Origin of the sequence: Kitasatospora sp. MAA4, assembly GCF_029893355.1 — a bacterium.
GTDB lineage: Bacteria > Actinomycetota > Actinomycetes > Streptomycetales > Streptomycetaceae > Kitasatospora.
Genome location: NZ_JARZAI010000012.1, coordinates 208,469 through 231,898, shown reverse-complemented (window position 1 = coordinate 231,898; position 23,430 = coordinate 208,469). Strand labels below are relative to the sequence as shown.

Annotated in this window: 30 protein-coding genes; 10 read left to right on the top strand and 20 right to left on the bottom strand. The window is 70.6% G+C overall.

Annotation, left to right across the window (positions count from 1 at the left end):
• Window positions 1–5: 5 nt before the first annotated feature.
• Window positions 6–1,235, bottom strand: coding sequence for an MFS transporter (locus tag P3T37_RS18290; protein WP_280724758.1), 1,230 nt, complete (start codon window positions 1,233–1,235; stop codon window positions 6–8).
• A 151-nt stretch (window positions 1,236–1,386) separates the two neighbouring features.
• On the opposite strand from P3T37_RS18290, the gene P3T37_RS18285 reads away from it, so the two are divergent.
• On the top strand, window positions 1,387–1,725 hold the full coding sequence (locus P3T37_RS18285; protein WP_280724757.1) for a metalloregulator ArsR/SmtB family transcription factor: 339 nt from the start codon (window positions 1,387–1,389) through the stop codon (window positions 1,723–1,725).
• A gap of 33 nt (window positions 1,726–1,758) precedes the next feature.
• Entirely contained in the window at window positions 1,759–2,382 is a 624-nt protein-coding gene (locus P3T37_RS18280; RefSeq protein WP_280724756.1) for a pyridoxamine 5'-phosphate oxidase family protein, read from the top strand.
• Window positions 2,383–2,400: 18 nt separating this feature from the next.
• Here the strand turns inward: P3T37_RS18280 and P3T37_RS18275 are convergent, their stop codons facing one another.
• Complete coding sequence (locus tag P3T37_RS18275) at window positions 2,401–3,378, bottom strand: LuxR C-terminal-related transcriptional regulator (RefSeq protein ID WP_280724755.1); 978 nt, start codon at window positions 3,376–3,378, stop codon at window positions 2,401–2,403.
• A 346-nt stretch (window positions 3,379–3,724) separates the two neighbouring features.
• Here P3T37_RS18275 and P3T37_RS18270 point away from each other — a divergent pair, with 346 nt between their 5' ends.
• Genes P3T37_RS18270 through P3T37_RS18255 form a run of 4 tightly spaced genes read left to right on the top strand, consistent with a single transcriptional unit; the run spans window position 3,725 to window position 5,502 of the window.
• On the top strand, window positions 3,725–3,922 hold the full coding sequence (locus P3T37_RS18270) for a hypothetical protein (RefSeq protein WP_280724754.1): 198 nt from the start codon (window positions 3,725–3,727) through the stop codon (window positions 3,920–3,922).
• A gap of 4 nt (window positions 3,923–3,926) precedes the next feature.
• Complete coding sequence (locus P3T37_RS18265; RefSeq protein ID WP_280724753.1) at window positions 3,927–4,247, top strand: hypothetical protein; 321 nt, start codon at window positions 3,927–3,929, stop codon at window positions 4,245–4,247.
• A 56-nt stretch (window positions 4,248–4,303) separates the two neighbouring features.
• The gene (locus P3T37_RS18260) at window positions 4,304–4,603 is read left to right on the top strand and encodes a helix-turn-helix transcriptional regulator (protein ID WP_348533254.1); all 300 of its coding nucleotides are present in this window, start codon (window positions 4,304–4,306) and stop codon (window positions 4,601–4,603) included.
• Window positions 4,600–5,502, top strand: a complete 903-nt coding sequence (locus tag P3T37_RS18255; RefSeq protein ID WP_280724752.1) for a hypothetical protein — start codon at window positions 4,600–4,602, stop codon at window positions 5,500–5,502. Before P3T37_RS18260 ends, P3T37_RS18255 begins: the two co-directional genes overlap by 4 nt.
• A gap of 70 nt (window positions 5,503–5,572) precedes the next feature.
• Here the strand turns inward: P3T37_RS18255 and P3T37_RS18250 are convergent, their stop codons facing one another.
• From P3T37_RS18250 to P3T37_RS18170, 17 genes are all read right to left on the bottom strand, one after another.
• On the bottom strand, window positions 5,573–5,923 hold the full coding sequence (locus P3T37_RS18250) for a hypothetical protein (RefSeq protein WP_280724751.1): 351 nt from the start codon (window positions 5,921–5,923) through the stop codon (window positions 5,573–5,575).
• Between the two features lie 64 nt (window positions 5,924–5,987).
• Window positions 5,988–6,326 carry a hypothetical protein gene (locus P3T37_RS18245; protein ID WP_280724750.1) on the bottom strand — a complete coding sequence of 113 codons (339 nt, stop codon included), beginning with the start codon at window positions 6,324–6,326 and terminating at the stop codon, window positions 5,988–5,990.
• A 148-nt stretch (window positions 6,327–6,474) separates the two neighbouring features.
• Window positions 6,475–6,825 carry a hypothetical protein gene (locus P3T37_RS18240; RefSeq protein WP_280724749.1) on the bottom strand — a complete coding sequence of 117 codons (351 nt, stop codon included), beginning with the start codon at window positions 6,823–6,825 and terminating at the stop codon, window positions 6,475–6,477.
• Window positions 6,826–6,948: 123 nt separating this feature from the next.
• The gene (locus tag P3T37_RS18235) at window positions 6,949–7,899 is read right to left on the bottom strand and encodes an NAD(P)H-dependent oxidoreductase (RefSeq protein WP_280724748.1); all 951 of its coding nucleotides are present in this window, start codon (window positions 7,897–7,899) and stop codon (window positions 6,949–6,951) included.
• A gap of 9 nt (window positions 7,900–7,908) precedes the next feature.
• Window positions 7,909–8,334, bottom strand: coding sequence for an SRPBCC domain-containing protein (locus tag P3T37_RS18230; protein ID WP_280724747.1), 426 nt, complete (start codon window positions 8,332–8,334; stop codon window positions 7,909–7,911).
• A 248-nt stretch (window positions 8,335–8,582) separates the two neighbouring features.
• Complete coding sequence (locus tag P3T37_RS18225) at window positions 8,583–9,395, bottom strand: aldo/keto reductase (RefSeq protein WP_280724746.1); 813 nt, start codon at window positions 9,393–9,395, stop codon at window positions 8,583–8,585.
• Window positions 9,392–9,991: an AAA family ATPase gene (locus P3T37_RS18220; protein ID WP_280724745.1), complete on the bottom strand. Its 600-nt coding sequence runs from the start codon at window positions 9,989–9,991 to the stop codon at window positions 9,392–9,394. The genes P3T37_RS18225 and P3T37_RS18220 overlap by 4 nt, the downstream gene beginning before the upstream one ends.
• Complete coding sequence (locus P3T37_RS18215; RefSeq protein WP_280724744.1) at window positions 9,985–10,590, bottom strand: 3'-5' exonuclease; 606 nt, start codon at window positions 10,588–10,590, stop codon at window positions 9,985–9,987. The genes P3T37_RS18220 and P3T37_RS18215 overlap by 7 nt, the downstream gene beginning before the upstream one ends.
• 10 nt (window positions 10,591–10,600) lie before the next feature.
• The gene (locus tag P3T37_RS18210; RefSeq protein WP_280724743.1) at window positions 10,601–11,770 is read right to left on the bottom strand and encodes a radical SAM protein; all 1,170 of its coding nucleotides are present in this window, start codon (window positions 11,768–11,770) and stop codon (window positions 10,601–10,603) included.
• Window positions 11,771–11,834: 64 nt separating this feature from the next.
• Window positions 11,835–12,365: a nucleoside-diphosphate kinase gene (locus P3T37_RS18205; protein ID WP_280724742.1), complete on the bottom strand. Its 531-nt coding sequence runs from the start codon at window positions 12,363–12,365 to the stop codon at window positions 11,835–11,837.
• Window positions 12,362–13,384: a thymidylate synthase gene (locus P3T37_RS18200; RefSeq protein WP_280724741.1), complete on the bottom strand. Its 1,023-nt coding sequence runs from the start codon at window positions 13,382–13,384 to the stop codon at window positions 12,362–12,364. Before P3T37_RS18200 ends, P3T37_RS18205 begins: the two co-directional genes overlap by 4 nt.
• 140 nt (window positions 13,385–13,524) lie before the next feature.
• Complete coding sequence (locus P3T37_RS18195) at window positions 13,525–14,061, bottom strand: ATP-binding protein (protein WP_280724740.1); 537 nt, start codon at window positions 14,059–14,061, stop codon at window positions 13,525–13,527.
• Window positions 14,058–14,408 (bottom strand): hypothetical protein, encoded by a 351-nt coding sequence (locus P3T37_RS18190; RefSeq protein WP_280724739.1) that lies wholly within the window; start codon window positions 14,406–14,408, stop codon window positions 14,058–14,060. Before P3T37_RS18190 ends, P3T37_RS18195 begins: the two co-directional genes overlap by 4 nt.
• A 103-nt stretch (window positions 14,409–14,511) precedes the next feature.
• Window positions 14,512–15,714: a helix-turn-helix domain-containing protein gene (locus P3T37_RS18185; RefSeq protein ID WP_280724738.1), complete on the bottom strand. Its 1,203-nt coding sequence runs from the start codon at window positions 15,712–15,714 to the stop codon at window positions 14,512–14,514.
• Between the two features lie 123 nt (window positions 15,715–15,837).
• Entirely contained in the window at window positions 15,838–16,500 is a 663-nt protein-coding gene (locus tag P3T37_RS18180; RefSeq protein WP_280724737.1) for an HAD family phosphatase, read from the bottom strand.
• A gap of 427 nt (window positions 16,501–16,927) precedes the next feature.
• The gene (locus P3T37_RS18175; RefSeq protein WP_280724784.1) at window positions 16,928–17,986 is read right to left on the bottom strand and encodes a hypothetical protein; all 1,059 of its coding nucleotides are present in this window, start codon (window positions 17,984–17,986) and stop codon (window positions 16,928–16,930) included.
• Window positions 17,987–18,131: 145 nt separating this feature from the next.
• Window positions 18,132–18,371, bottom strand: a complete 240-nt coding sequence (locus P3T37_RS18170) for a hypothetical protein (protein ID WP_280724736.1) — start codon at window positions 18,369–18,371, stop codon at window positions 18,132–18,134.
• A gap of 143 nt (window positions 18,372–18,514) precedes the next feature.
• Here P3T37_RS18170 and P3T37_RS18165 point away from each other — a divergent pair, with 143 nt between their 5' ends.
• Complete coding sequence (locus P3T37_RS18165; RefSeq protein ID WP_280724735.1) at window positions 18,515–19,174, top strand: 4'-phosphopantetheinyl transferase superfamily protein; 660 nt, start codon at window positions 18,515–18,517, stop codon at window positions 19,172–19,174.
• A gap of 7 nt (window positions 19,175–19,181) precedes the next feature.
• Here P3T37_RS18165 and P3T37_RS18160 read toward each other — a convergent pair whose 3' ends face one another.
• Window positions 19,182–19,907: a TetR/AcrR family transcriptional regulator gene (locus P3T37_RS18160; protein ID WP_280724734.1), complete on the bottom strand. Its 726-nt coding sequence runs from the start codon at window positions 19,905–19,907 to the stop codon at window positions 19,182–19,184.
• A gap of 255 nt (window positions 19,908–20,162) precedes the next feature.
• On the opposite strand from P3T37_RS18160, the gene ccrA reads away from it, so the two are divergent.
• From ccrA to P3T37_RS18145, 3 genes are read left to right on the top strand one after another with little or no spacing between them, the layout of a single operon-like run.
• Window positions 20,163–21,509 carry a crotonyl-CoA carboxylase/reductase gene (gene ccrA / locus P3T37_RS18155; protein WP_280724733.1) on the top strand — a complete coding sequence of 449 codons (1,347 nt, stop codon included), beginning with the start codon at window positions 20,163–20,165 and terminating at the stop codon, window positions 21,507–21,509.
• Window positions 21,506–22,495 (top strand): ketoacyl-ACP synthase III, encoded by a 990-nt coding sequence (locus tag P3T37_RS18150; RefSeq protein WP_280724732.1) that lies wholly within the window; start codon window positions 21,506–21,508, stop codon window positions 22,493–22,495. The genes ccrA and P3T37_RS18150 overlap by 4 nt, the downstream gene beginning before the upstream one ends.
• Window positions 22,492–23,367 carry a 3-hydroxybutyryl-CoA dehydrogenase gene (locus P3T37_RS18145; protein ID WP_280724731.1) on the top strand — a complete coding sequence of 292 codons (876 nt, stop codon included), beginning with the start codon at window positions 22,492–22,494 and terminating at the stop codon, window positions 23,365–23,367. The genes P3T37_RS18150 and P3T37_RS18145 overlap by 4 nt, the downstream gene beginning before the upstream one ends.
• Window positions 23,368–23,430 lie beyond the last annotated feature (63 nt).

The following is a 23,430-nucleotide window of genomic DNA, read 5'->3' as shown; positions in this document are numbered from 1 at the left end:
TCAGGTCACCTCACCGCAGGGCTCGGCTCGACGGCCTGCTGCGCGTCCTCGGCCGGGCTCTGCGTCGGCCGGGAGATCCACGCCAGCAGGGCCGCCGCGACGACGAAGGCGGCGGCGATCGGCAGCAGCACGCCGGAGGAGTGGAACGAGGTCAGCGCGATCGCTCCCACCGTGCTGGAGAGCGAGATCGCCAGGTACATCACGGCCGCGTTGAGCGAGACCACGAGCGCCTCGGATCCGGCCGGCGCCAGCGCCATGACGCGGTGCTGCTGCGGGGCCGTCACCGACCACGAGCCGATGCCGCTGAGGGCGACCACCAGCAGCGCCGCCGGGAACGAGCCGCGGCTGGGCAGCATGGCCAGGAACACCACCGCCAGCCCGAACGTCGCGGCGACCACCACGCGCCGGGGACCGTGCCGGTCGGCCAGCCGTCCGGCCGTCAGGTTTCCGACGGTGCCGGCCACCCCGAACACCAGGAGCAGCAGGGCCACCCGTCCGCCGTCGCCGCCGGTGGCCTTCGCGAAGACCGAGCTGATGTAGGTGTACGGGAGGTAGATGCCGATGAAGGCCAGCAGGGTGACGGTGAGCACGCTCGCCACCCGGCGGTCCGTCAGCGGGGCGAGCCGCCGGCGCAGACCGGGCGCGGCCGGCAGCCGGACGTCGGGCAGCCGCAGCACGATCACCGGAGTGACCACGAGGGCCAGCGCGGTGACGAACCACATGGTCGCCTTCCAGCCGAGCGCGTTGCCGATCGCGGTACCCAGCGGCGCTCCCAGGGCCAGCGAGGAGGTCAGACCCACCGTCACGATGGCGATCGCCCGCCCGCGCCGCTCACTGCCCGCGATCGCGGCGGCCGTGGCCCCGGCGTTGGGTGTGAACATCGCCGCGCCCGCCGCCGCGACCACCCGGGAGGCCAGCACCAGCCCGAAGCCGGGCGCGAGCGCCGTGCCGACGTTGCCCACCGCGAACACCAGCAGCGCGGTGACCAGCACCCGGCGCCGCGGCCACCGGCCGGTCAGCGCCGCCAGCACCGGCGACAGCACCGCGTACGCGATCGAGAAGACGGTCACCAGCTGGCCCGCCGCGGCGACGTCGATGTGCAGCGAGCGGCTGATGTCGGGGAGCAGGCCGGCGATGACGAAGGCGTCCGTCCCCACCGCGAAGGTGCCGAAGGCCAGAACCATGACCTGGCGGCGCCAGCGCTCGCCCGGGTCGGTCCTCGTGGTGTCGCTCATCTGGGACTCCTGTTCCGATGGAGAGCATCATGTACGATGAGCATCGTAGAACAGATTCGATGGCCATCGTAAGAGACGACAGAAATCGTCATATGGCGACGGCGGAGTAAGGTCGATGTGTATCGACAGAGACGACCGGCGTGGAGAGATGATGCGCGACTCACAGGACACCTGGCTCCCGCAGCCCGCTCCCGACGAGGTGGAGATCGGCCAGATCCTGCAAGCCCTGGCCGACCCCGTCCGGCTGCAGATCGTCCGACTGCTGGCAGCCGCCGGCGAGGGCTCGTGCACCAGCCTCGACGTGCCCGTCAAGCGCTCGACCGTCTCGCACCACCTCCGCACGCTCCGGGAGAGCGGCGTGGTCGCCACGCGGCTGGTGGGCAACACCCGGCTCAGCCGGCTGCGCACGGCCGAGCTGGAGGAGCAGTTCCCCGGCCTGATGACCGCAATCCTGGCCGCGACGCCGCGGGACCGGCAGCCCGTCGGCTGACCCGCGCCACCACTACCCCGTAGGAGGTTCCGCATGGGCCGCTTCGCCCACCTGGCGTACACCCCGTCGGTCCGCGAGGTCCAGCGAGAGCAGGGCAGCGCGGTGATGGCCGACCGCCGGCTCCTGGAGGGCGACGCCCCCGAGCCGCTGACCGAGGCGGAGGCCGAGTTCATCGCCTCGCGCGACGGCTTCCACCTCTCCAGCGTCAGCGAGACCGGCTGGCCCTACATCCAGTTCCGGGGCGGACCGCCCGGCTTCGTCCACGTGCTGGACGAGCGCACCATCGGCTTCCTGGACGTACGCGGAAACCGCCAGTACATCACCACCGGAAACGTCCGCGCGGACGGGCGCGTCGCGCTGTTCTTCATGGACCAGGCACGGCAGTTACGGCTGAAGCTCTTCGGCCATGCGAGCGTCCGCGCACTGCAGGACGAGCCCGAGCTCACCGAGCGCCTGGCCGCCGTCCGCACCCCCGGACGCGAGGAGCGCCTGCTGGTCGTCCGGGTGGAGGACTACGCCTGGAACTGCCACCAGCACATCACCCCGCGCTACTCGGAAGCCGAACTGGCCGAGGCGCTCCAGCCGGTCCGCGCCCGGATGGCCGCCCTGGAGGAGGAGAACCGGCAACTGCGCGCCCGACTGGCGGCGAACGGCTGACTGTTCGTCATAGTTCGTTCAGAGCCACCCCTTTCGCGCGGCGGCGAGCCCGGCCTCGAAGCGGCTGCTGGCGCCCAACCGCTCCATCAGTGAGGCCATTTGGCGTCGGACGGTACGCGGAGAAAGACCGAGGCGCTGACCCGCCGCCTCGTCCGTGAGGCCGGTGCCGAGCAGGGTGAGCAGGTGCCGCTCGGTGTCGGTCAGGCCGGTGACCGGATCCTCGGCACGGGCGGCGCCGAGCGGGACGGCCGTGGCCCAGGTCTGCTCGAACAGATCGAGCAGGGCCGCGATGATGCCGGGTTCGGTGACATGGAGCGCTCCCTTGCGGGAGTCGGCGGGGTCGATCGGGACCAGGGCCTGCGCGCGGTCGACGATGACGAGTCGCTGCGGGAGCACCGGGGCGGTGCGCACCTCGCCGCCCTGGCTCAGCAGCCACTGCGCGAAGACCGTGGTGTGCGGGCAGTTGCGGGTGGTGTCCTGGTAGAGACCTTTCAGTACGACACCGCGCGCCAGGGCCAGCGAGTCCGCGACGCGGGCGGCAGCGAGGTCCTCGGGCCGGTGACTGGATCCCGGATGGACACCGAGGACCTCGGTGGTGGCTTCGTGGCCCATCTGCTCAAGGCGCGCCTGGAGCGCGTCCATGCCGAGCAGGGTGCTGCCGTGCGGTGAGACGGTCTCGGCGCGCTCGGCCACCAGGCGGGTCACGGCGGCCCGGGAGACGGCGAGTTGGGCTTGGCGGTCGGCCAGCTCAGCCTCCTGGCGGGCCAGCATCTTGGCCAGGCCGACCTCGGGGCTGACCACACGCAGCTGCCCCGGGTGCTCGCTTGAGGAGCGCACCAGCATCAGGCGGCCGAGTTCCTCCAGTCCTTCACGCACCAGCAGCGGCGCGAGCCGGCAGTGCCGGGCCAGTTCATCGACCCCGAATCGCGGATTGTCGAGCATCGCCTGGTAGATGGCGGCTGTGGCTGCAGAGAGCCCGAGAGCTTCGAGCGTCACGCTGTCCCCCCATTGGACCGGTGCCCGTTGACACCGTTGCGCGGTCAATAGTGTCAGCCCGTCCACCCCTCCATCAGGATTTCCGCAAGTTCATGTCAGAACTGTTGCCATGGCCGACACACGGCCCGCACATCACTGGCAGTGGATTGACGGGAGCATGACAGTACGACCTCAACCGGTCAGACCTGTTGCGGCCATCCGAGACGCCTTCCGGGGGGTCGAATCGGCGGCCAGGATGGTCGTCGCCGGCCGGGAACGACCGGCCGACCAGCCGGAGGCAGCGCCAACCGCGGGGCGCCAGAGCCGGCACCGCACCCTCACCCCGACTCTCGAAGGGAACCGGACCATGATCCGCAAACTCGCCCAGGCCACCGCGGTCATCGCCCTCCTGGGCGCCGCCGCCCTCACCCCCGCCGCTGCCACGGTCGTGACGGCCACCGCCGACCCCTCGCCCGTCGTCACGGCCGCGGTCGGCGAGTCCTCGCCCACCGCGGGCGACTCCTCGCCGACCGCGGGCGGCCCCGGCGTCCTCCAGTGGGGGTGACGGCGTGGACATCGTCTACGCCTACCTGGAACGCCGCACCGGCGCCCAGCCCCGGCCGTTGGACGAAGTCGCCGAAGTCGCCGAAGTCCTCAACGTCCTCTGGGGCCATGCCGACCACGAGGACCAGCTCCAACACGCCAGCGGAGCCGCCGGGCCGGCCAGGCTCGATCTGATGCTCTTTCTCCGCACCACCGCCGGTACCCGCACCGGCAGTTCAGCGGACACCGTCGAGCTCCGAGCCGCCGCCCTGCTGCACCGCTGCTACCGCAACTCAGCACTTCTCAGGTGCCGTTACCTGCCTCCGGTCGAGGCACCGAACCGCTAGGGCCTGCCCGGCGGTGCACTGGATCAGAGAACAGTCAACCGAGATGGGGTGTCCGTATGAGTAGTCATGATCCGGGTCTCGCCGCAATGCTGCGAGGCGTCAGGGAACGTCGGGGCCTCACGCAGTGCGAGCTCTCCGAGCGCAGTGGCGTGAGTGTCCGCACGATCAGCCACCTGGAGTGCGCGGGGATCGCCCGACCACGCGCCGCGACGGTCAAGAGCCTGGCCCAGGCACTCGAACTGGACGCCGCGTCCACCGAGTGGCTTCACCTGGCCTCCCGTGTCACCTCCCCCGGAGCGGACGGCGCGCTGACGCCGCCGGCCCACCGGCTGCTCAGCCTGGGCAGTGCCCAGTGAACCCGCAGCGCACGCGGCCGGCGCGCCGCCGCACCCTCGGCGCACTCGCCCTCGCCCTCGTGGGCCTCGGCTCGGCGGCCTGTGCCCCGCACCCGACCACTGCCGAGGCGAGCGCACACCTGAAGCCGCCGGCGCTGGCAGCGATCGCGCACGTCACCTCCGGCAACGCGGCCGTCGCCACCCTGCCGCTCTCCTCCTACCAGGAGAGCGGAGACGCTCTGACCCGCGATTCCCAGGCATGGCGGGCACTCGCTCTCGCCTGCATGAGCCGGCACGGGGTCAACGACCTGCCGGCCGACTTCGACCCCACCGTGACGAACACCTCGAAGGCGAGCGTGGGCCCGTTCGGATTCATCGATCCGGAATTCGGCGGCTCGCACGGCTTCGCGTCGATGTCGCAGATGAACTACCCGGCCTCCATGCCGAAGTTGAGCCCCCAGGCGCAGCAGTTGTGGACCACGACCTGCGCCCAGGAGGCCGACGCCGACTACGCGAAGTCGGTGCCGGCGAACAACGCCGGACTCGTCGCGAGCCTCGACGACCAGGCCACCGCCGTGACCGGTGCGGACTCACCCGTACTGGCCGCCACCCGGCAATGGGCCGACTGCATGAAGAACAAGGGATTCGCCCAGCAGAGCCCGGACACCGTCTACAAGCAGAAGTGGCCGCAGGATCCGGACGCGGCCGAGATCGCCATCGCGGAGGCCGATGCCTCCTGCACCGAATCGTCGAAACTCGCCGACACCTGGTTCGCGGTTCTCGCCGGCTACCAGCGCCAGCTCGTCGATGCCAACGCAACCCAGCTCTCGGACATCGCGAGCCACCTGAAGAACCACAATTCCGCAGTGGACGCCATCCTCACCGGCAACGGAGGGAGCGGTGGCCACACAGGGTCATGACGCGAGGCCCCGGGCGATGGCACGGCGTGTTCCGCGCCGGGCCATCGCCCGTTTCGGGATCCGGAACCGCTCAGCTGCCGATCCAGACCTCGACCGCGTCATCGGAGGTGCTGCGCGGGTAGTACCACCGGCCCGCGTTGTTGATGCTGATGTTGTAGTCCGTCCCGTTGTCGTTGAGCATGACCGAGGCGTAGTTGTGGCCACCGGAATATATCCAGGTGGTGCCCCACCAGTTGCCGAAATGCGTACCGCAGTCGAAATAGGCCGTGCCGCTGCTGTAGTTCAGCGCCAGCGCGGGCTGAGCTCCGCAGGCGCTGGGTGCCGCCACCGCAGCATTGGCCGCGGCCGGGGCAGCGACCGACAGGCCCGCGCCGAGCAGCGCGGTGGCCGCCAGTGCCCCGATTCGCTTCGTGAACACCATCGTCACACTCTCCTTGTTGTCATTTGGTGGTCTGCTGTGGCTCCGCGGGAGCCGGGCGCGCGGGTCAGGCGCCGATCCAGACCTCGACCGCGTCGTCGGAGGTGCTCTGCGGGTAGTAGTGCCGGTTCGCGTAGTTGATGCTGATGTTGTAGTAGCTGCCGTTGTGGTTGAGCATCACGGCACCGTAGTTGTGACTGCCGGAGTAGATGTCCGAGGTGCCGTACCAGTTGCCGAACTGCGTACCGCATCCGAAGCTGGACATGCTGCCGTTGTGGACGATGTTGAGCGTCTCCTGCTCGGGCCCGCAGCCACTCGCGTTGGCCGCGGCCGGGGCGGCCACCGACAGGCCCGCGCCGAGCAGCGCGGTGGCCGCCAGTGCCCCGATTCGCTTCGTGAACACCATGGTCAGACTCTCCCTTTTCCGACTTTCTTTTCCGACATTTCCGACATTTCCGACTTTTCCGAGCGATTTTCGGGAGGGCGTGCCCGCGGTAAAATTCGTACCCGGACACGCCCTCCGCGGCGAAACAGCAGAGAAGTTCGCTGGGCGGTCAGCGCCCGATCCACACCTCGACGGCGTCGTCCGAGGAACTCCGCGGCGAGAACCAGGTGTTCATCTGGTTGATGCTGATGTTGTAGTCGCTGCCGTTGTCGTTGAGCATGACGGACGCATAGTCATGGCCGCCGGAGTAGATCGAGCTGGTACCCCACCAGTTGCCGAAGTGCGTACCGCAGCCGAATGAATCGGAGCCGCCGCTGGTGATGAGGACCAACGGCGATCCGCTGCACAGGTTCGGCGAAGCCGTCGCCGCGTTGGCCGAGGCCGGCACGGCCATCGAAAGGCCCGCACCGATCATCGCGGTCGCCAGCAGTGCACCGATTCGCTTCTTCGTGAATGCCATTTCCACACCTTCCTCGACCCGGGGCGACTTTCGTTGTCGCCGCTCGGTGAGAAAGACGTTACCGACGCGCCTTTTCCTTTCACAGGAAGCGGGCTGGCAGCTCACACGAACTTTCCCCGGCGGTCAGCGGTGCTCGGGGTTCTCGAAGTCGAAGCGGCAGCCGGCGTCCCACTCGGAGCGCTGGTTGCCGTGGGCCGGGATGCCGCCGGCGTCCTTGAGCAGGCGGGCGAGGTGGAGCAGGTTCCAGGTCATGAAGGTGGTGTTGCGGTTGGTGAACTCGTTCTCCGGCCCGCCGGAACCCTCGTCGAGATAGGACGGCCCGGGGCCGGCCTCGCCGATCCAGCCCGCGTCGGCCTGCGGCGGGATCGTGTAGCCGAGGTGCTGGAGGCTGTAGAGGACGTTCATCGCACAGTGCTTCACGCCGTCCTCGTTCCCCGTGATCAGGCAGCCGCCCACCCGGCCGTAGTAGGCGTACTGGCCGGCCTCGTTGAGCAGCGACGAGCAGGAGTAGAGGCGCTCGATGACCCGCTTCATCACGGAGGAGTTGTCGCCCAGCCAGATCGGGCCGGCCAGCACCAGGATGTCGGCGGCCATCACCTGGCTGTAGAGGACCGGCCACTCGTCGCTCTCCCAGCCGTGCTCCGTCATGTCGGGCCAGACACCGGTGGCGATGTCGTGGTCGACGGCGCGGACGACGTCGACCGCGACGCCCTGGCGCTCCAGGATGCCGCGGCTGACGTCGATCAGGCCCTGGGTGTGGCTGCGTTCGGGTGAGCGCTTGAGCGTGCAGTTGACGATCAAGGCGCGCAGGTCGGTGTACGAGGTCGCGGGGTCCGGCATGGGGTGAGCCTTTCTCGGGGCTAGTTGGCGAGGGCTGCGCACGCCCGGGCGGGCCAGCGCCGCCTCGGTCGCCGCGGGATCGAGGCGGACGATCATCTCCTCGCCGTGGACGCCGACCGCCGTGTTCCCGTTCAGGAGGAAGGCCAGCCCTCCGAACATCCGCTTCTCGCTGATGCCGGGCTCGCCGGCCAGCTGCTCGCGGATCCGCTGGGCCAGTCCTTCGTCGATCGCCATGGCGGCACCTCAGACGGTGAAGAGCGGCTGCGGGGTGCCGGTCTCGGCGAAGTCCTTGAGCCGCGTCAACAGCTGGCCCCAGGTGTACGCGGCCGGGGGAAGCCCCGGGTCGCCCGGCTGCCATCCGGCGTGGCGGAAGAGCACCCGCGTCCCGTGCTCGACCTCCGGGCTGTCGGAGAGCTCCCAGACCATCGTGGTGGCGGCCCAGTGCGGCGGGAACGCGCCCACGGACGTCCAGGCGACCCGGTCCGCGGTGGCCTCGTCCCGCCGGAGCCGGAAGGGCTCCGGCACGCCGGGGAAGTCGAAGAGCAGGGTCTCCTCCTCGCGGTCCACGCCGGTGGTCCACCAGCCGACGAGACCGCCGTGCGTGTTCAGCGCCTCGTACACGGCAGTACGGCCGGCCGCGATGTCGACCTGGATGGCGATCTCGGACATGGTCGTGCTCCTGGTGCTCGGGGCGTCACGGCGGTGGTCACGCGTCCCTGCCAGGATTGCGGCCGGCGGCGGCGAGCGCGCGCTGGACCGCGATCGGGACGCATGGTGGCGATACGGGCGCCCGTGTCGTTGCTACGGGTGCGGTAGCAGGGCGTCGATGGTGTGGACCTGGCGGGAGAGCCGGAAGGGGTCGAGCCGGGCCAAGCAGTCGGCGAGGAGTCCGGCGCGTAGGTCGGCAGTCGCCGTGCTCAGGCGGGTGATGGTGTCGCCGACTTGGCTGTCCTGGAGGAGCACGAGTTGGTGGCGGCCACGAGGGCACGCAGGTGCTCGATGCTGCCGATGCCGGGGATCGGCGCGACGTGCCCGCCGAGCCCGAGTAACCACCGCAGCGGCTCGCCGATCCCGCGCGCAGTGAGGTGCCCGGCATTCAGCGGTCGGTACGGCACGTACGGGATACCGGCCGCCGCACAGTGGTCGAGGGCGGGATCGTCGGGCTCGTCCAGGTTGAGGCAGTTCTGCACGGCTGCGATCCGGGTGACGGTCGCGGCTTCCTTGATCTGCTCGGGCGTGACCTTGGACAGGCCGACCGCGGCGATCTTCCCTTCGGCCACCAGGTCGGAGAGCGCCCCGACCTGGTCGGTCAGCGGCACGGCGGGATCGACGCGGTGGAGGTAGCACAGGTCGATCCGGTCAGTGGCCAGGCGTCGCAGGGAGCCTTCGACGGCGGCCCGCAGATAGTCCGGCCGCCCGAGGGGCCGCCACAGGTTCGGTGCCGGGCGGATCATGCCGGCCTTGGTGGCCAGCAGCAGTTCCGGCGGGTAGGGCTGCAGGGCCCTGCGGATGAGGTCTTCGACGGTGTGGGGGCCGTAGGCGTCGGCGGTGTCGATGTGGCTGATGCCCAGGTCTCCGGCGGCGGTGCGAAGCAGCCGCAGCGCGGTGGTGGTGTCGGCGGGGTTGCCCCAGGTGCCGGGGCCGGTCAGGCGCATGGTGCCAAGACCCAGGCGCGAGACGGTCTTGCCCGCGACGGTGATGGTGCCGCCGGGCACGCCGGCGGCGCTCACGCGGTGGCCATCGCGTCATGGACCGCTTCGACAGCTGCGCGGACCGCGGTGGCGTGGCTGTCGCTGGGCACCGCAAGGTGGTCGATGTTCCGCTCGGCGAGGAGCTGGTGGAGGTACTCGTCCACCGCCGTGCGGAAACCGGTCTCCGTCCAGTCGGGGTCCTTGCCGATGGGGGCGGCAAGCGGCATCGCCGGGTCGAGGACGGTGGCCAGGTAGCCAGCTGGGCGGTGGCTGTGCAGGTCGGCCAAGGCCATCAGCCGTGCGAGATCGTTCGTCAGGATCGTCTCGTGGCGGTGCTGGTTGGCGGCCTGCAAGTAGGCGATGGCGTCGTGCGCGGTGCGGTCGATGATGACGACCTCCGCCGTCAGCTCGGCTTCCCGGACGGCGGCGGCCCCGGCGGCGATGATCCACTCGGTGGAGGCGATGGTGTGGCGGGTCATCTTGGGGAATCCGAGGGCTGCGGCGCGCTTGGCCAGGCCGCCGGTGCGCGTGACAGTCAGGCCGGTGGCCCGGAGTTCCATCTCGATGCGGCGGGCAAGCGTGGTCTTGCCGGTGGAGTGGGTTCCGGCGATGCGGATGTGAAGCGGGGTCACCATAGGGCTTGGTCCTCGTGGTCGGGGGCAGGAGCGCCGGGCATCCCGGCCGGTACTGCGGCGGCGATCAGCGCTTCCCACGTCGGGTGATGGGCGGCGAGGTCGAGCAGGAGAAGCGCGGTGGCGTGGGCGTCGTATCCGGCGCGGTGGCGCTGGCCGGGCATGTCCGCGAGGTCGATGCCGGTGTGGGCGATGAGCGCGTCCAAGCCGTACTTGGGCGCGTCGGGGTAGGTGGCGCGGGCAAGGCGGAGCGTGTCGATCACTCCGGCGGGTTGCCAGGTCGGCAGGTGGCGCTTGAGGACGTTGTAGTCCACGTGGGCGTTGTGCGCGGCGATCCAGCAGCCGTCGAGGTCGGCGTGCACCGCTGGGGCGATCTGGTCCCAGGTCGGTGCCGTGGCCACGTCCTGGTTGGTGATGTGGTGAACGCCGGTGGCGAATCGGGTGATCGGCTGCGGGGGCCGGATGAGGCTGGCGCGGGCGGAGGTCGGCACCGGCCGGCCGTGGTCGATTGGGATGGCGGCGACTTCCACCAGGTCGGGCGGGGTGGCCCCGTTGCCTTCCACATCGACGACGAACAGGCGCGGCCAGGTGCCGAAGTCCATGAGCTGTCTCCTAGGCGGTGGGCCAGCCGATGTCGGCTCGGCCGTGGCGCCGGTAGTGGTGCGGCTTGTCGCGGTCGTGGACCTGGTAGCCGTGGCCGTGCTGGAGGTAGTAGCGCGGCGGCTCGTTCAGGCCCTTGACGATGATGGCGCGTTCGGTGACCTCCACGTCGCCGATCGCGCCGAGCGCGCGCGCCTCGGCGGTGACCGCCTCGAGGTCGGGGGCCTGCCAGGCGTCGGCGCACAGCTTGAGCTGTGCGAGGGGGCAGATGTCACACAGTTCCCGGATGCCGAAGTGACCGTTGTAGTCGGCCTCGCCGTGGGCATAGGCGACGCCGCAGCTGGTCTTGCGGAACAGCGGCCCCCACGGCTGGTCGGCATCGGCGGTTCGATGGAACGCGGCGAGGATGCGCTGTTCGGACTCCTCCGGCATGATCTTCCGCCGCGCGGTGTCCTCGTAAGGCATCGGCAGGCCGTGGCCGGAGTAGTAGTTGGCGATCTCGTCGCGGAAGAACAGGCCGGTGAACACCGTGGCGTGCGCGTGCTTCGACAGCTCCACGGCGCAGGCGATGTGCTGGTCGGTGTCGTTGAGGCCGGGCACGATCGGACGCCAGTACAGGATGGTGCGGTACCGCTCGGCGTTCTCGTGGAGGGTCTTGAGGCTGGCAGCGGCGATGGCGGAGTCCACCGGTTCAATCCCGGGGTGATCGATCCCGGAGTGGGTGACCAGCACGGTCAGCTTGATGTTGCGAAAGCTGTTGAGGATCTGGCAGTCCTCTTCGGTGACACGCCAGCGGGTGATGACCAGGACGTGGTTGGTCAGGCCGCGGTCGTCCAGGAGCCGCAGCACGTTGAACGTGTGGGGCTTGACCACCGGGAGCATGGGGTCGGTGGCCCGGTTGAACAGCTGGATCGGTGTCCTGTGCGTCCGGAAGTAGCGGTGGCCGGTGAGGAGGGTGACGGCGGCCTCGTCGCTCATCAGCGCTCGCGGGGTCTTCAGCTCGAAGTTGTCGAACAGGTGGCGCACACAGTAGCCGCAGTCCAGCGGGCAGCCGATGATGTGGTTGAGGGACAGGCCGGACTTGCGGTACTCGATGACTTCGGCGAGTTCCGGCTTGAGCGAGGCGATCTGACTGGGCATCAGCAGCGGGAGCGTGCGGCGGGGCTTGGTGGTGACGGTCATGGTCAGCGGTCTCCTGCGGTCCGTGCCGGCCGGGTGGCCGGGGGTCGGTGAGGTGCCGGGGTGGTCAGGCAGCGGGCGTCAGCAGCTGGTGCTGGTTCGCTCCGAACCAGGTCCCGAAGTCGCGGCAGGCCGCCTGGGAGTCGTCGGAGGTGTGGATCAGGTTCTCGACCAGGCGGCGATCCGCGCGAGCGGCGTCCAGGCTGTCGGTGCCCAGGTCGGCGCGGATGGTGCCCGGTGCGGCCTGGGCGGGGTCGAAGTGCCCGAGCAGGCCGCGCAGCCGCTCCGGGGTGCCAGGCGGCCCGTAGGCGAGCGCGACCACGACGGGCCGACCGACGTAGGTCTGCCGCAGGCAGGCGGGCACGTCCACGTCGAACCAGTCCCGATCGACCAGCAGATCCCAGTAGTGGACGAAGACCTGCCAGTCCTCGACGGTGATCTGCTGCTGGTGGACGATGTCGGCGGCCGGGGAGATCCGGTCGAGAACGGTCTTGGTGAGGTCCCGGCGGACACAGTCCGGTTTGAGGAGGACCACGCTCCACCGGGACCAGTCCACGCCGCCCAGCACCCCGCCGGGCTTGTCCACTCGCTGCTTCACCTGGCCACGCTCCTGGTCTGCACGCGGGTGGGCCAACGGTGTTCCAGTTGCCAACGCGCGCCCGGCTCCAACGCGTCCAGGACGCGGGTTTCCACCGGGTCGGCCGCGCGGTACGTGAGCTGTCGATGGGCCTCGAACAGCAACAGCACCCGCTGCCAGTACGCCGGGAGGTCGAGGCCGGCCACGTCGCGCGGGCCGTACCGGACCTGGTTGGTCCGCAGGAGCTGTTCGTGTTCCAGCACGGTGCGGATGTGCACCCAGATGGTCTCGGCGGGCATCGCCGGGACGGTGAAGCGCGGCCGGCCGTCCGGTGCGGCGGCGGCCTCGGTCAGGACCAGCTGGACGCGCGGCAGGCTGCTGGTGCCCAGGTGCATCGACCCGACGTGGTGGGTGTAGGTGCCCAGCTGGAGGCCGAGGAGGGCGGTGGTGAACTCCTGGATGAGGCTGAAGGAGAACGCGTCGGCGATCAGGCCACGGTCGGCGTCGTTGGCCCGCATGTAGGTGACCATGTGCAGGTGGTCTTCGCGGACCAGGAGGTGAAGGCCGAGCAGGCACGGCACGTCGGGGCTGTCGGGGTCGTCCAGCTCACCGGGCCGGAACACCGGCAGGAAGGCGCGCTTGCTGTCCTTCTCGGACCGCAGCAGGTCGAGGACCCGCGCGAACGGCGAGGTTCCGCCGTCGGTGGGGGCGAAGATCCGCGCGCCGTAGGCGGAGCCGTCGATGGTGGACCCGTCGCGGGAGTCTGCGCGGCGGCGCGGCGCGTAGTGGGCGATCATGTCGAGGTCGCGCCGTCCGCCGAGGTACCAGAGGGCTTCGGCGAAGTGGTAGACGGGGTTGATCGGCCGGGCTACCAGGAACGGAGTCCGCTGCCGGGGGTCGGTCAGCTGGAAGCTGACGCCGATGCACTCGCGACTGTCGTTGCCGCGCGGGGCATTGGCGTACTGGTGGTTATCGCTGACGTGTCGCAGGATCGCGGCGTACGCCTGCTCGAATGATGGGAATGCGAGTGGAGCGAGCATATGGCCTCCTGTGAGATCAGCGCGGGCTTGCTCGGTGAGGTGCTGGGGTGGTGCCGGCCACTCCTCGGCGGATGTGGGCGGCCGGCACCGGGTCCGCCCGGCGTGTGCCGACGGGAGTTCGCCGGGCGGAGATCAGGGGCTCAGGCGGCGCTCAGCGCGGCGGCCTGGCAGGGGGTGATGCTGTGGACGGGCGGCCTGGGTATGGCGTCGCGGACGCGGGCGGCCAGGGCTGCGGCGCGTCGGGGGCGGGTCAACGAGTGCGGCAGCGCCACGGTGGCGCACACCGACTTGCCTTTCCCCTCCGGCCGCCAGTTCCAGGTGATGGTCTCGGCGGCGACCACGGTCAGGCCGTGTCCCGACCGGCCGTCGTCATAGGGCTCACGCTGCTGCGGCGGGTTGGGCGAGCTGTCGTGGACCACGATGGCGAGGTTGTTGTTCGGGGTCACCCATACGGCGATGGTGATCGGGCCGGCCTGCCCCGCGTGCCTGATGGCGTTGGTGACCAGCTCGCTGACGACTCGGCGGATCGTGTCCGCGTACTCAGCGGGCAGATCACCGGGGCACCAGTCGGCGACGGCGGCGACCGCGCGGCGGCGGGCGTCGCCGACGCTGACCGCTTGCGGCTCGATCGTCCAGGACACCTCTTGCAGGGCCGGGGTCTGGGCGTTGGCGGTCACCGCTCGTCCCGCCTCGCGGCGCGGCGGCGGCATCCCTCGGCAAGCTGGGCCAGGAACCGCTTTCGACGGCGGGCACGGGACTCGGGGACGTGCGCGGCGGCCGCGGGGCTGAACGGGGCGAAGCCGGAGGCGGCCTGTAGGAGGTCGTGGCGGCGCGCGCGGTCGGCCGGGCTGCGGCGCTGGAGCGATGCGGTGGCCGTGTACGCGGTGGTGCGGGCGGCGGCGATCAGGAACGCGCCGTGCCGGCCCAGTTCGGCGGGCACCTGGTCGAAGGTGTCGGCGGTGCAGCTGTAGAGGGCGACGGGAACGCGGCCCACGAGGTGCCAGCTGGGAGGATGGGTCGTCATGGTGCCCAGGCTGCCCGCGAATTGAGTTGTCGTGAACGCGCGGGGCGTATCACTTCCGGAAGTCATATCGGCCCGGATTGATACGCCCCGTATCAATTCGGCATCACTGAGTGAAGAGACTGATACCGAGGATGCCGCCCAGCTTGCGGACGCGGGTGGTGCTGGCGTGTCCGGAGCGCTGCATGATCGCGCCGGGTAGCGCCTGGTGGCGGGCCCAGTCAGGGTGGCGGCTGCACACGTCGAGGAGGGTGTCGAGGGCGGCGTCGTGCTGGCGGGTGTCGGCCTGGGCGAGGGCGATGTCCAGGGCGAGGCGGTTGCGGGCAGCCTGCGGGAGCGGCGACAGGTCCCCCAGCGACCGGGCCAGGGCGAGAGCCTTGCCGGGCTCGCCCATGACGGTGTGGACGCCGATGGCCTGCGCAGTGACGGTGGTCGGCCCGTAGCTCGTGCCGTTGATCATCACATCCCGTCCCATGCGGGCGGCGACCGCGTGCCCCTGGGAGAGGAGGTCGCGGGCGCGGTCGGCGTTGCCGTCGCGGGAGGCGACGACGGCGGCGAAGGTGACGTGCCACCCGTAGGTGGCCAGCACTTCGAGGTCCCGTTCCCCGTAGCGCGGTTCGATCGCGGCGAAGGCCGTCTCAGCGGCGCTGGTGGCCTTCGCGAGGCGGGCGTCTCGCATGTAGATCCAGGACCGGCCGCAGTCCACCATCGCGGACCGCAACGGGTCGGATGCCTTGCCGACGTGGTGATGGGCGTGGCCGATTGCCGCATAGGCGAGGTCCCGAGCGCCGTGGAACTGGGCGGTGTAGGAGGCGAGTCGGTAGGCGTCGGCGAGTAGGCCGTGGGCCGCGCACCGCTGTTCGTCCGGGACGGACTTGAGGAGGGCGGCGGCCTGGGCGATGGCGGGGGCGGCGAGCGCACCGGCACGGGTGTAGTCCCCGGCCCGGTAGTCCGACCAGGCGTTCTCGAGGTCTGCTTGCAGGTCGGCGGCGATGGGCGGCTCCACGTCGGTGCCGACGCCTGCGGCGGTGTCATGGACGGTACGGGACAGCTCCCGCAGCATCGCGCGGTCGCTGATCAACGCGGATCGGCGCGGGGCCTGCTGGCCGAGGACGACCGACACGTCGGCGTGCAGCGCGGCGGACAGCTTGAGGAGGGAGGGCAGCCCGATACCGCCGCCTCTGGACTTCTCGGCCTTGCGGACGGTCGCCAGGGAGACCCCGGCGGCTTCGGCGAGCTGTTCCTGTGTCAGGCCGGCTCGTAGCATCTTGATGCGCTGGCCGGTGGAGTAATCGGACCACTGCGTCATACTGACTCCGTCTCAGGTGGCGTCCTCCTTGGGACGGTACTCCCGTCAGCGTGAGGGTTACGAGAGAACGGAACCGCCCCGCCTTCCAGTTGGCAGGCGGGGCGGTGACGGTCCTGGGGGAAGCTACGCGGGCACGGCGCACACCCCGAGCAGCGCTTCCAACCGAGCGACCGTGCTGGTCTCGTCCGTGGCGAGGACAGTCGTGATGCCGAGCGCCTGGGCGGGCGGAAGGTTGACCGGGTGATCGTCCACGAAGACGCACTCCTCGCCGCGAAGGCCCATCCGCTCCAACGTCAGCCGGTAGATCGCCGGGTCCGGCTTGGCGATCCCCTCGCGTTCGGAGACCACCGCCACGTCGAACAGCTCCCAGACCCCGCACGCCTCGTACGGGTCATAGGGGTCCAGGCCGAAGGAGTTCGACAGCAGAGCGACCGTGTACCCGGCAGCCCGCGCGGCCCTCGCCAGCTCGACCATGCCCCCGGCCGGCCGAACACCGGCCCACGCCCGTCCCATCAGGTTCACGTGGTCGGCGACGCCGAGGATCGGAGCGGTCCGTCGATTCCACTCCTGCTGGGTCAGCGTCCCGCGTTCGAGGTCGGCGTACAGGCCGCGGACCACCGGATCCGTGTTGAGTGTGCGCCGCCATGCCTGCTCGTCCAGTCCCTCGCTGACGCACCACTGGCGGTGCACGGCCAGCGCGTCGGCGGTCAGCACGCCCACGAAGTCGAAGATCAGTCCGCGATACGGTCCATCCGGGGGCGTGCTTGTGTGAGATGGCTGGTCCATGCTGGGTTCCCTTCCCGGTTCGTCGCTGTACCGGCGAAGGTACCCGCACCGGGTGGGTGGCACGAACACGACCGCCCCGCAGTCCAGTTGGCGACGCGGGGCGGTCGTGACTCGCTGGCCGTCCCCACGCCGCGCATGCCACCGGGGTGACCCGCCGTGACCCGCTGCCCGCGCGGATGCGCACGATCCTCGGCGACTTCCAACGCGGCCTGACCGCTCTGGCGTCCGGCTCGCCGATTGCGCGAGAGCGGGCCGACCGCTTCCGCACCGAATGGAGCCGACCATGACGGCCGAGGTACGCCACTTCCGCGCCGGGGACCTGCCCGACCGACGGCAGGGGCATCGCTGTGCGGTGCCAGCGCGCCGCGAGGTCGGCGTGCACTGCCGGGGCGATCTGGTCCCAGGTCGGTGCCGTGGCTTGTCCGAACTAGAACGGACGAGCGTACGGCTGAGCCCTCACCTGGTCGTAGATCCCGCGTAGCCACGGCTGACGGACGGCGGGCACTCGTGCCAGCGTGTGCAGGAACACTCCCGAGTCGGGCCGGAACAGCCGCCATGGATGCATCGGCAGCGGATCGTCGCGAAGAACACCCTCGGGTGTTCCACCCGTCACAGGAACCAGCGACCGTTCGTTGTGGAAAGCCAGATGCATCCACACGTCGGCGGCCAACGGCACGGCAACTGCGGTGCCGGACGGTTGCCACGCCCTCCCCGTCTGCGGATGCTGTGGAACCAGAGCGATGTCGAGGGCGGGGTCGGGAGCCGGCAGGCCCGGCCCGGCCAAGGCCACTCTCTTCGCCGGCAGCCCCTGCGGGAGCAACGCGTCGAGCACGCGGCCGAAGGTGTTCGCGGCGAGGCCGTCAGGGACGGCCACCGGGGCGCCGGCCGAGGCCACCAGCAGGTGCGCCAGGGCTGACCCGACCGCTGCCTCCCACCATGGGCTCCACACTCCGGGCGGCTCGACCGGCGGTGTGCCTTGTCGTTCCTCCGCCAGTGCCTCCCAGGTGACTGTCCGGCGGGCGGGATCAGCGGTGGGAAGGCGGCGCACGGCATCCGGGGCGAGCCGCACCGCCTGCCAGTACGAGCAGTCGTCGATGCGGGTCGCCACCGCCTGACCGCAGTTCGCGCAGGCCAGGTTCGGGCCGTCCCTCCCGTCCAGCCCCATGCAATAGCCATCGCATCGCTCCGGGATCAGGACGGTACCGCAGGTGTCACCCGGCGCGAGGACGATCGCTCCGGGTGCCCCGAAGGGCAGGGCGCCGACCGGCGCGAACACGCCGCGAGCTTCGGCTTCCTGCACCCCGATCTCGCTCCACAGTCGCCATGGGGGCCCGGACGGCTCCGGGTCAACGGCGTACGTCCCCGGTTCCATCAGCGCGGGAAGCAGTTCATGTCCGTACGTCTGGTGGGCATGGACGGGAAGCGCAATCTGCGACACGGCGGCGGTCAGTGCGGCGCCACAACGCGCACACGCGAACACGGCCATCCGTCCTCCCCCCACCTCTGGAGACCCGAAGTATCCCGGCTCGGTGATCGACCGCCAACACCTTTTCAAGACCGCAGCGTGGTCCCGTTCGGCGTCTTCGTTCAGGTTGCCGACGGGATCGAGGGACTGATCCATCTTCGAGAGCTCACAGGGGCCACGGGCCGAGGCTGCGTCCGTCGGAGGAGAGCGCGCTGAGGGTGGCGACGACCGGTTCGTCCACCGGGTCGCCGTCGTCGTAGCTGGCCGTGGCCTGGGTGCGGCCGTCGGTTCGGGCGGCGATGGCGAAGTGGAGGTTGCCGCCGTGCGCGGCGGCCACCGCCGCGGCCGCCAGCGCCGGTATGCGACGACCCTTGCGACGTCCGTGCGCCGCTCGCTTGCCAGTCATGTTCACTCTCCCGGTCGGCAGATGAGGGGAACGCTGCCGACATGGACAGGAGAGCCACCGCGAGGAGCCGGATAACGGAAAAGGGTTAGGCTCCTGGTTCGGTGCGCGATCGGCGGCCTGCGGGGCCGCTCGGAGGGGGATCGGTGATCGGCGAACTGCTGCCCGCCACAACGGTGGTGGAGATCTCGTACGAGGACCTGCCGCAGGCCCGACTGGAGCCGGCGGAGGAGGCCGCGATCGCGCAGGCCACGGAGTCCCGCCGCCGGGAGTACACAACCGTGCGGCACTGCGCGCGAACCGCACTCGGCCGGCTCGGCGTGCCGTACCGGCCGCTGCTGGCGGGCACGGGAGGAGCGCCGAGCTGGCCCGACGGCGTGGTGGGCAGCATGACGCACTGCGCGGGCTTCCGCGGCGCCGCGGTGGACCTGACCCGCAACCTCGCCTCGCTCGGCATCGACGCCGAACCCGACGAGCCTCTCCCGCACGGGGTGCTGGAGAGGGTCGCGCTGCCCGGCGAGCACGCGCGGGTGCTCGCCCTGCTCGCCGGCCGCCCTCGACTCGCCTGGGACCGCCTGCTGTTCAGTGCGAAGGAGGCGGTCTACAAGGCCTGGTTCCCACTCACCGGCCGATACCTGGACTTCCCCGAGGCCGACATCGTGATCGACCCCGGCGGCACCTTCCACGCCACGCTGCTGGTGCCGGGGCCGGTGGTCGGTGATCGGCGGATCGCGGGGTTCGACGGCCGCTGGACGGCGCGCGGCGGCCTGCTCGCCACCGCGACCACCGTCAGCCGGCCCATCTGAAAGCCCGTTACGCGGGCGCGAGTTCGGCGGGCACGGCCAGACCCAGGTTGTGGATCAGGTCGACGATCTCGCAGTTGTAGAGCTTCTCGGAGTCCTGGATCTGCGGGCCGAGATGTCCGTGCACCTCCAGCGAGACCAGGCCGTGCAGCCTGCCCCAGAGCCGCAGTGCGAGCGACGCCGCAGCCGGCTGGAGGCCGGGGAACGCCTCGCAGATCAGCCGCGCGAACACCGGGTCGTAGTCGGCCCAGTCGTGCTGGTCGCCGGTGTGCAGGTGGGCCGCCCAGGGCCAGGCGTCGACGACCAGGCCGGTCAGCAGCACGCAGGCGCGGTGCTCCGCCTCGGCCACCGGCCCGCCCTCGGGCGCCTGGTACTCGGGGACCGGGTCTCCGAAGATCAGCTGGAACTGGTGGGGGTTGGCCACCGCCCACCACCGGTACGCCTGCGCGTAGGCGAGCACCCGCGCCGCCGGGCCCCCGGGGCACGCCGCCAGCGCGGCTTCCAGGGTGTCCGTGAGGCTGTGGTAGACGTCCGCGATGAGTGCGGTGATCAGCTTGTCACGCGTGTCGTAGTAGCTGTAGATCGCACCCGCGGTCATCCCCATGTCGCGCGCGATGGCGCGCAGCGACACGGCCGCGGTGCCGTTCTCCGCCATATGGGCGAGCGCGATGGTCTTGATCTCCTGCGCGGTCTCGGCGCGCAGTCGCTCTCGTCTACTCAACTTCGGGTCTGCCACCGACGAAGTCTAGCAAGAGCACAGAGACTGGGCGGCGTGCAGACCCAGATCGGCGTGAACAATTGCCGCACCGATTAGGGGTGACCCCTGCGGCGGCCCCTGCATGTCCGCCCCTCCAGGGGGTCGGTGACTAGGGGTCCGCTAAGGGGCGACAGGGATTGGGGGCACCCGAAGCACTGCGTACGGTGAAAGCACCCCCCACGTTTCCGAGCCTCTGACGAGGCCGCCCATCGGTCATCGAACAGAAGGGACGGCATGGACCTGTTAGCGGAAGCTGTTCTGGCCGGAGCCGCTCCGGACCACCTCGAAACACTGGATCTCCCCCGCGAGTACCTGGCCGCCCACATCCGGGCGCAGGACGTCGGCATGTTCGACGGCGTCGCCGACAAGGACGTACGAAAGTCACTGCGCGTGGGCCACGTACCGATGCCGGAGCCGGCACCGGACGAGGTCGTGGTCGCGGTGATGGCGAGCTCCATCAACTACAACACCGTCTGGTCGGCCACCTTCGAGCCGGTCCCCACCTTCAACTTCCTTGAGCGGTACGGACGCCAGGACGGCTTCGCGGCCCGGCACGACCTCCCCCACCAGGTGCTCGGCTCGGACGCGGCCGGGGTCGTCGTCCGGGTCGGCGCCGGGGTGCGGCGCTGGCGGGCCGGCGACCACGTCGTGGTGAGCTGCGTCCAGGTCGACGACCAGGAGCCGGCCACCCACAACGACGCCATGCTGGGCGCCGAACAGCGCATCTGGGGCTACGAGACCAACTTCGGCGGACTGGCGCACTACACCCTCGTCCGCGCCAGCCAACTCCTGCCCAAGCCCGCCCACCTGACCTGGGAGGAGGCCGCCTGCGTACTGCTCACCGCGGCAACCTCCTACCGGATGCTGGTCGGTGAGCACGGAGCCCGGATCAAGCAGGGCGACGTCGTGCTGATCTGGGGAGCCACCGGCGGACTGGGTGCCTACGCCGTCCAGCTGGTGAAGAACGCCGGCGGCATCCCCGTGGGCGTGGTCAGTTCGGAGCGCAAGGCCGAACTGCTGCGCAGGCTCGGCTGCGACGTGGTGATCGACCGCAACGCGATCGGCCTGGGCGGCGACGCCCCGCTCACCCCGGAACGGACCGTCGAACTGGGCAAGCGCCTCGGGCGCGCCATCCGGGCCGAGGTCGGCGAGGACCCGCACGTGGTCTTCGACTACATCGGCCAGGCCACCTTCGGTCTCTCCGTCTTCGTGGTCCGGCGCGGCGGAGTGGTGGTCACCTGCGGCTCAAGCACCGGCTACCAGCACCAGTTCGACAACCGCTACCTCTGGATGAACCTGAAGCGCATCATCGGCAGCCACGCGGCGAACCTCCAGGAGCAGGCGGAGTGCAACCGCCTCTTCCAGCTCGGCCACCTGTCCCCGATCCTCTCCTCGGTCCACCGCCTGGAGGACGTCGCCGAGGCCGCGCGGCTGGTGCAGGAGAACCGCCACACCGGAAAGGTCGGCGTGCTCTGCCTCGCGCCCGAGCCCGGACTGGGCGTCACCGATCCCGAGCTGCGGGCCCGGATCGGCGAAGAGCGGCTGAACCCGCTCCGCGAGCTGAGCGCGGTCAGCGGATGAGGCACATCGGCATTCTCTCCACCGGCTCCTACCTGCCCAAGGAGGAGGTCGGCAACGAGGAGGTGGCGGCCAGGGTCGGCGTCACCGCCGAGTGGATCGAGCGCAAGACACAGATCCGCTCCCGCCGCTACGCCGCCCCCGACGAGGCGACCTCCGACCTCGCCGCGCACGCCGCCACCGAGGCACTCGCCCAGGCCGGTCTGAGCGCGGACCAGATCGACTACCTCATCGTGTCCACCTCGACCGGCGACTCGCCCCAGCCGCCGACCTCCTACCTCGTGCAGGACCTGCTGGGCGCGCGCCGGGCCGCCTGCTTCGACGTCAACGTCGTGTGCAGCGGCTTCGTCTACGCGCTGGCGCTGGCCCACAGCCTGGTCACGGTCAACCCGGACGCGCGGGCCCTGGTGATCGGCGCGGACCTGTACTCGCGGATCCTCGACTTCACCGACCACCGCACCGCCGTGCTGTTCGCGGACGGCGCCGGAGCGGCCGTGGTCGCGGCGGTGCCCGAGCCCTACGGGGTCCTCGGCATCGACCTCGTCAGCCGCGGGGACGCCCACGGGCTGATCCGGGTCGAGGCCGGCGGCAGCCGGCTGCCGACCTCCGCGCAGACGCTGGCGGAGGGCGGGCACTTCTTCCGGATGGACGGGCGCGGGGTCCGCGACTTCGTGGCGGACCAGGTGCCCCCGGCCCTGGTGCGCTTCTCCGAGCGGGTCGGCGTCCCGCTCGACCGGGTCGACCACTTCGTGCCCCACCAGGCCAACGGCGTGATGCTGACCGAGGTGGTCGAGCGGGCCGGACTGACCGGTGCGCTCACCCACCGCACGCTGCGCGACTACGGCAACGTCGGCAGCGCCTCCGTACCCGTCGCCCTCGACGAGGCCAACCGGACGGGCGCCCTGTCCGACGGTGACCTGGTCCTGCTCGCCGGCTTCGGCGGCGGCATGGCGATCGGTTCCGCACTGCTCCGCTGGAGGAACACATGAACGCCCTGAGCACACCCCCGATCCACCGCGTCGGCGTGGTCGGCAGCGGAATCATGGGGATCGGCATCGCCGAGCTGTGCGCGAAGGCCGGACTCGACGTGACCGTGGCGGTCTCCTCGACCGCCTCCCTGGTCGAGGGACCCAAGCGGCTGGCCCGCTCACTGGACCGGGGCGTCAGCAAGGGGAAGGTCACCCCGGAACTGCGCGACGCCGCGTTCGGGCGGGTCGCCTTCACCCGGGAGCTCACGGACCTCGCCGACCGGCAGTTCGTGGTGGAGGCGGTGAAGGAGCACGAGCCGCTGAAGCTGGAGCTGTTCGCGGCGCTCGACAAGATCGTCGAGGACCCCGACGCGATCCTGGCGTCCAACACCTCCTCGATCCCGATCGTCCGGCTGGCCCGCGCCACCACCCGCCCGCACCAGGTCGTCGGGGTGCACTTCTTCAACCCGGTGCCCGCACTCCCCCTGGTGGAGCTGATCCCCTCGGTCCTGACGGACCATCAGACAACTGAGCGCGCCCAGGAGTTCGTCACCAGCGCGCTCGGAAAGACGGCGGTCGTCTCACCCGACCGGGCCGGCTTCCTGGTCAACGCCCTGCTGTTCCCCTACCTGCTCTCCGCCATCCGGATGGTGGAGGCGGGAGTCGCCACCGCCGAGGTCATCGACCAGGGCATGGTGCTGGGCTGCTCCCACCCGATGGGACCGCTCAAGCTCGCCGACCTGATCGGCCTCGACACCACCGTCTCGATCGCCGAGGCCATGTACCAGGAGTTCAGGGAACCGCTGTACGCGCCGCCGCCGATGCTACTGCGGATGGTCGAGGGCGGGCTGCTGGGCCGCAAGAGCGGACAGGGCTTCTACACGTACGAGTAAGAGCGCCAAGGACATTCGTGCGCGCGCGGAGGGATCCGTCGCGCGCGGCCGCCGAGAGGAAGT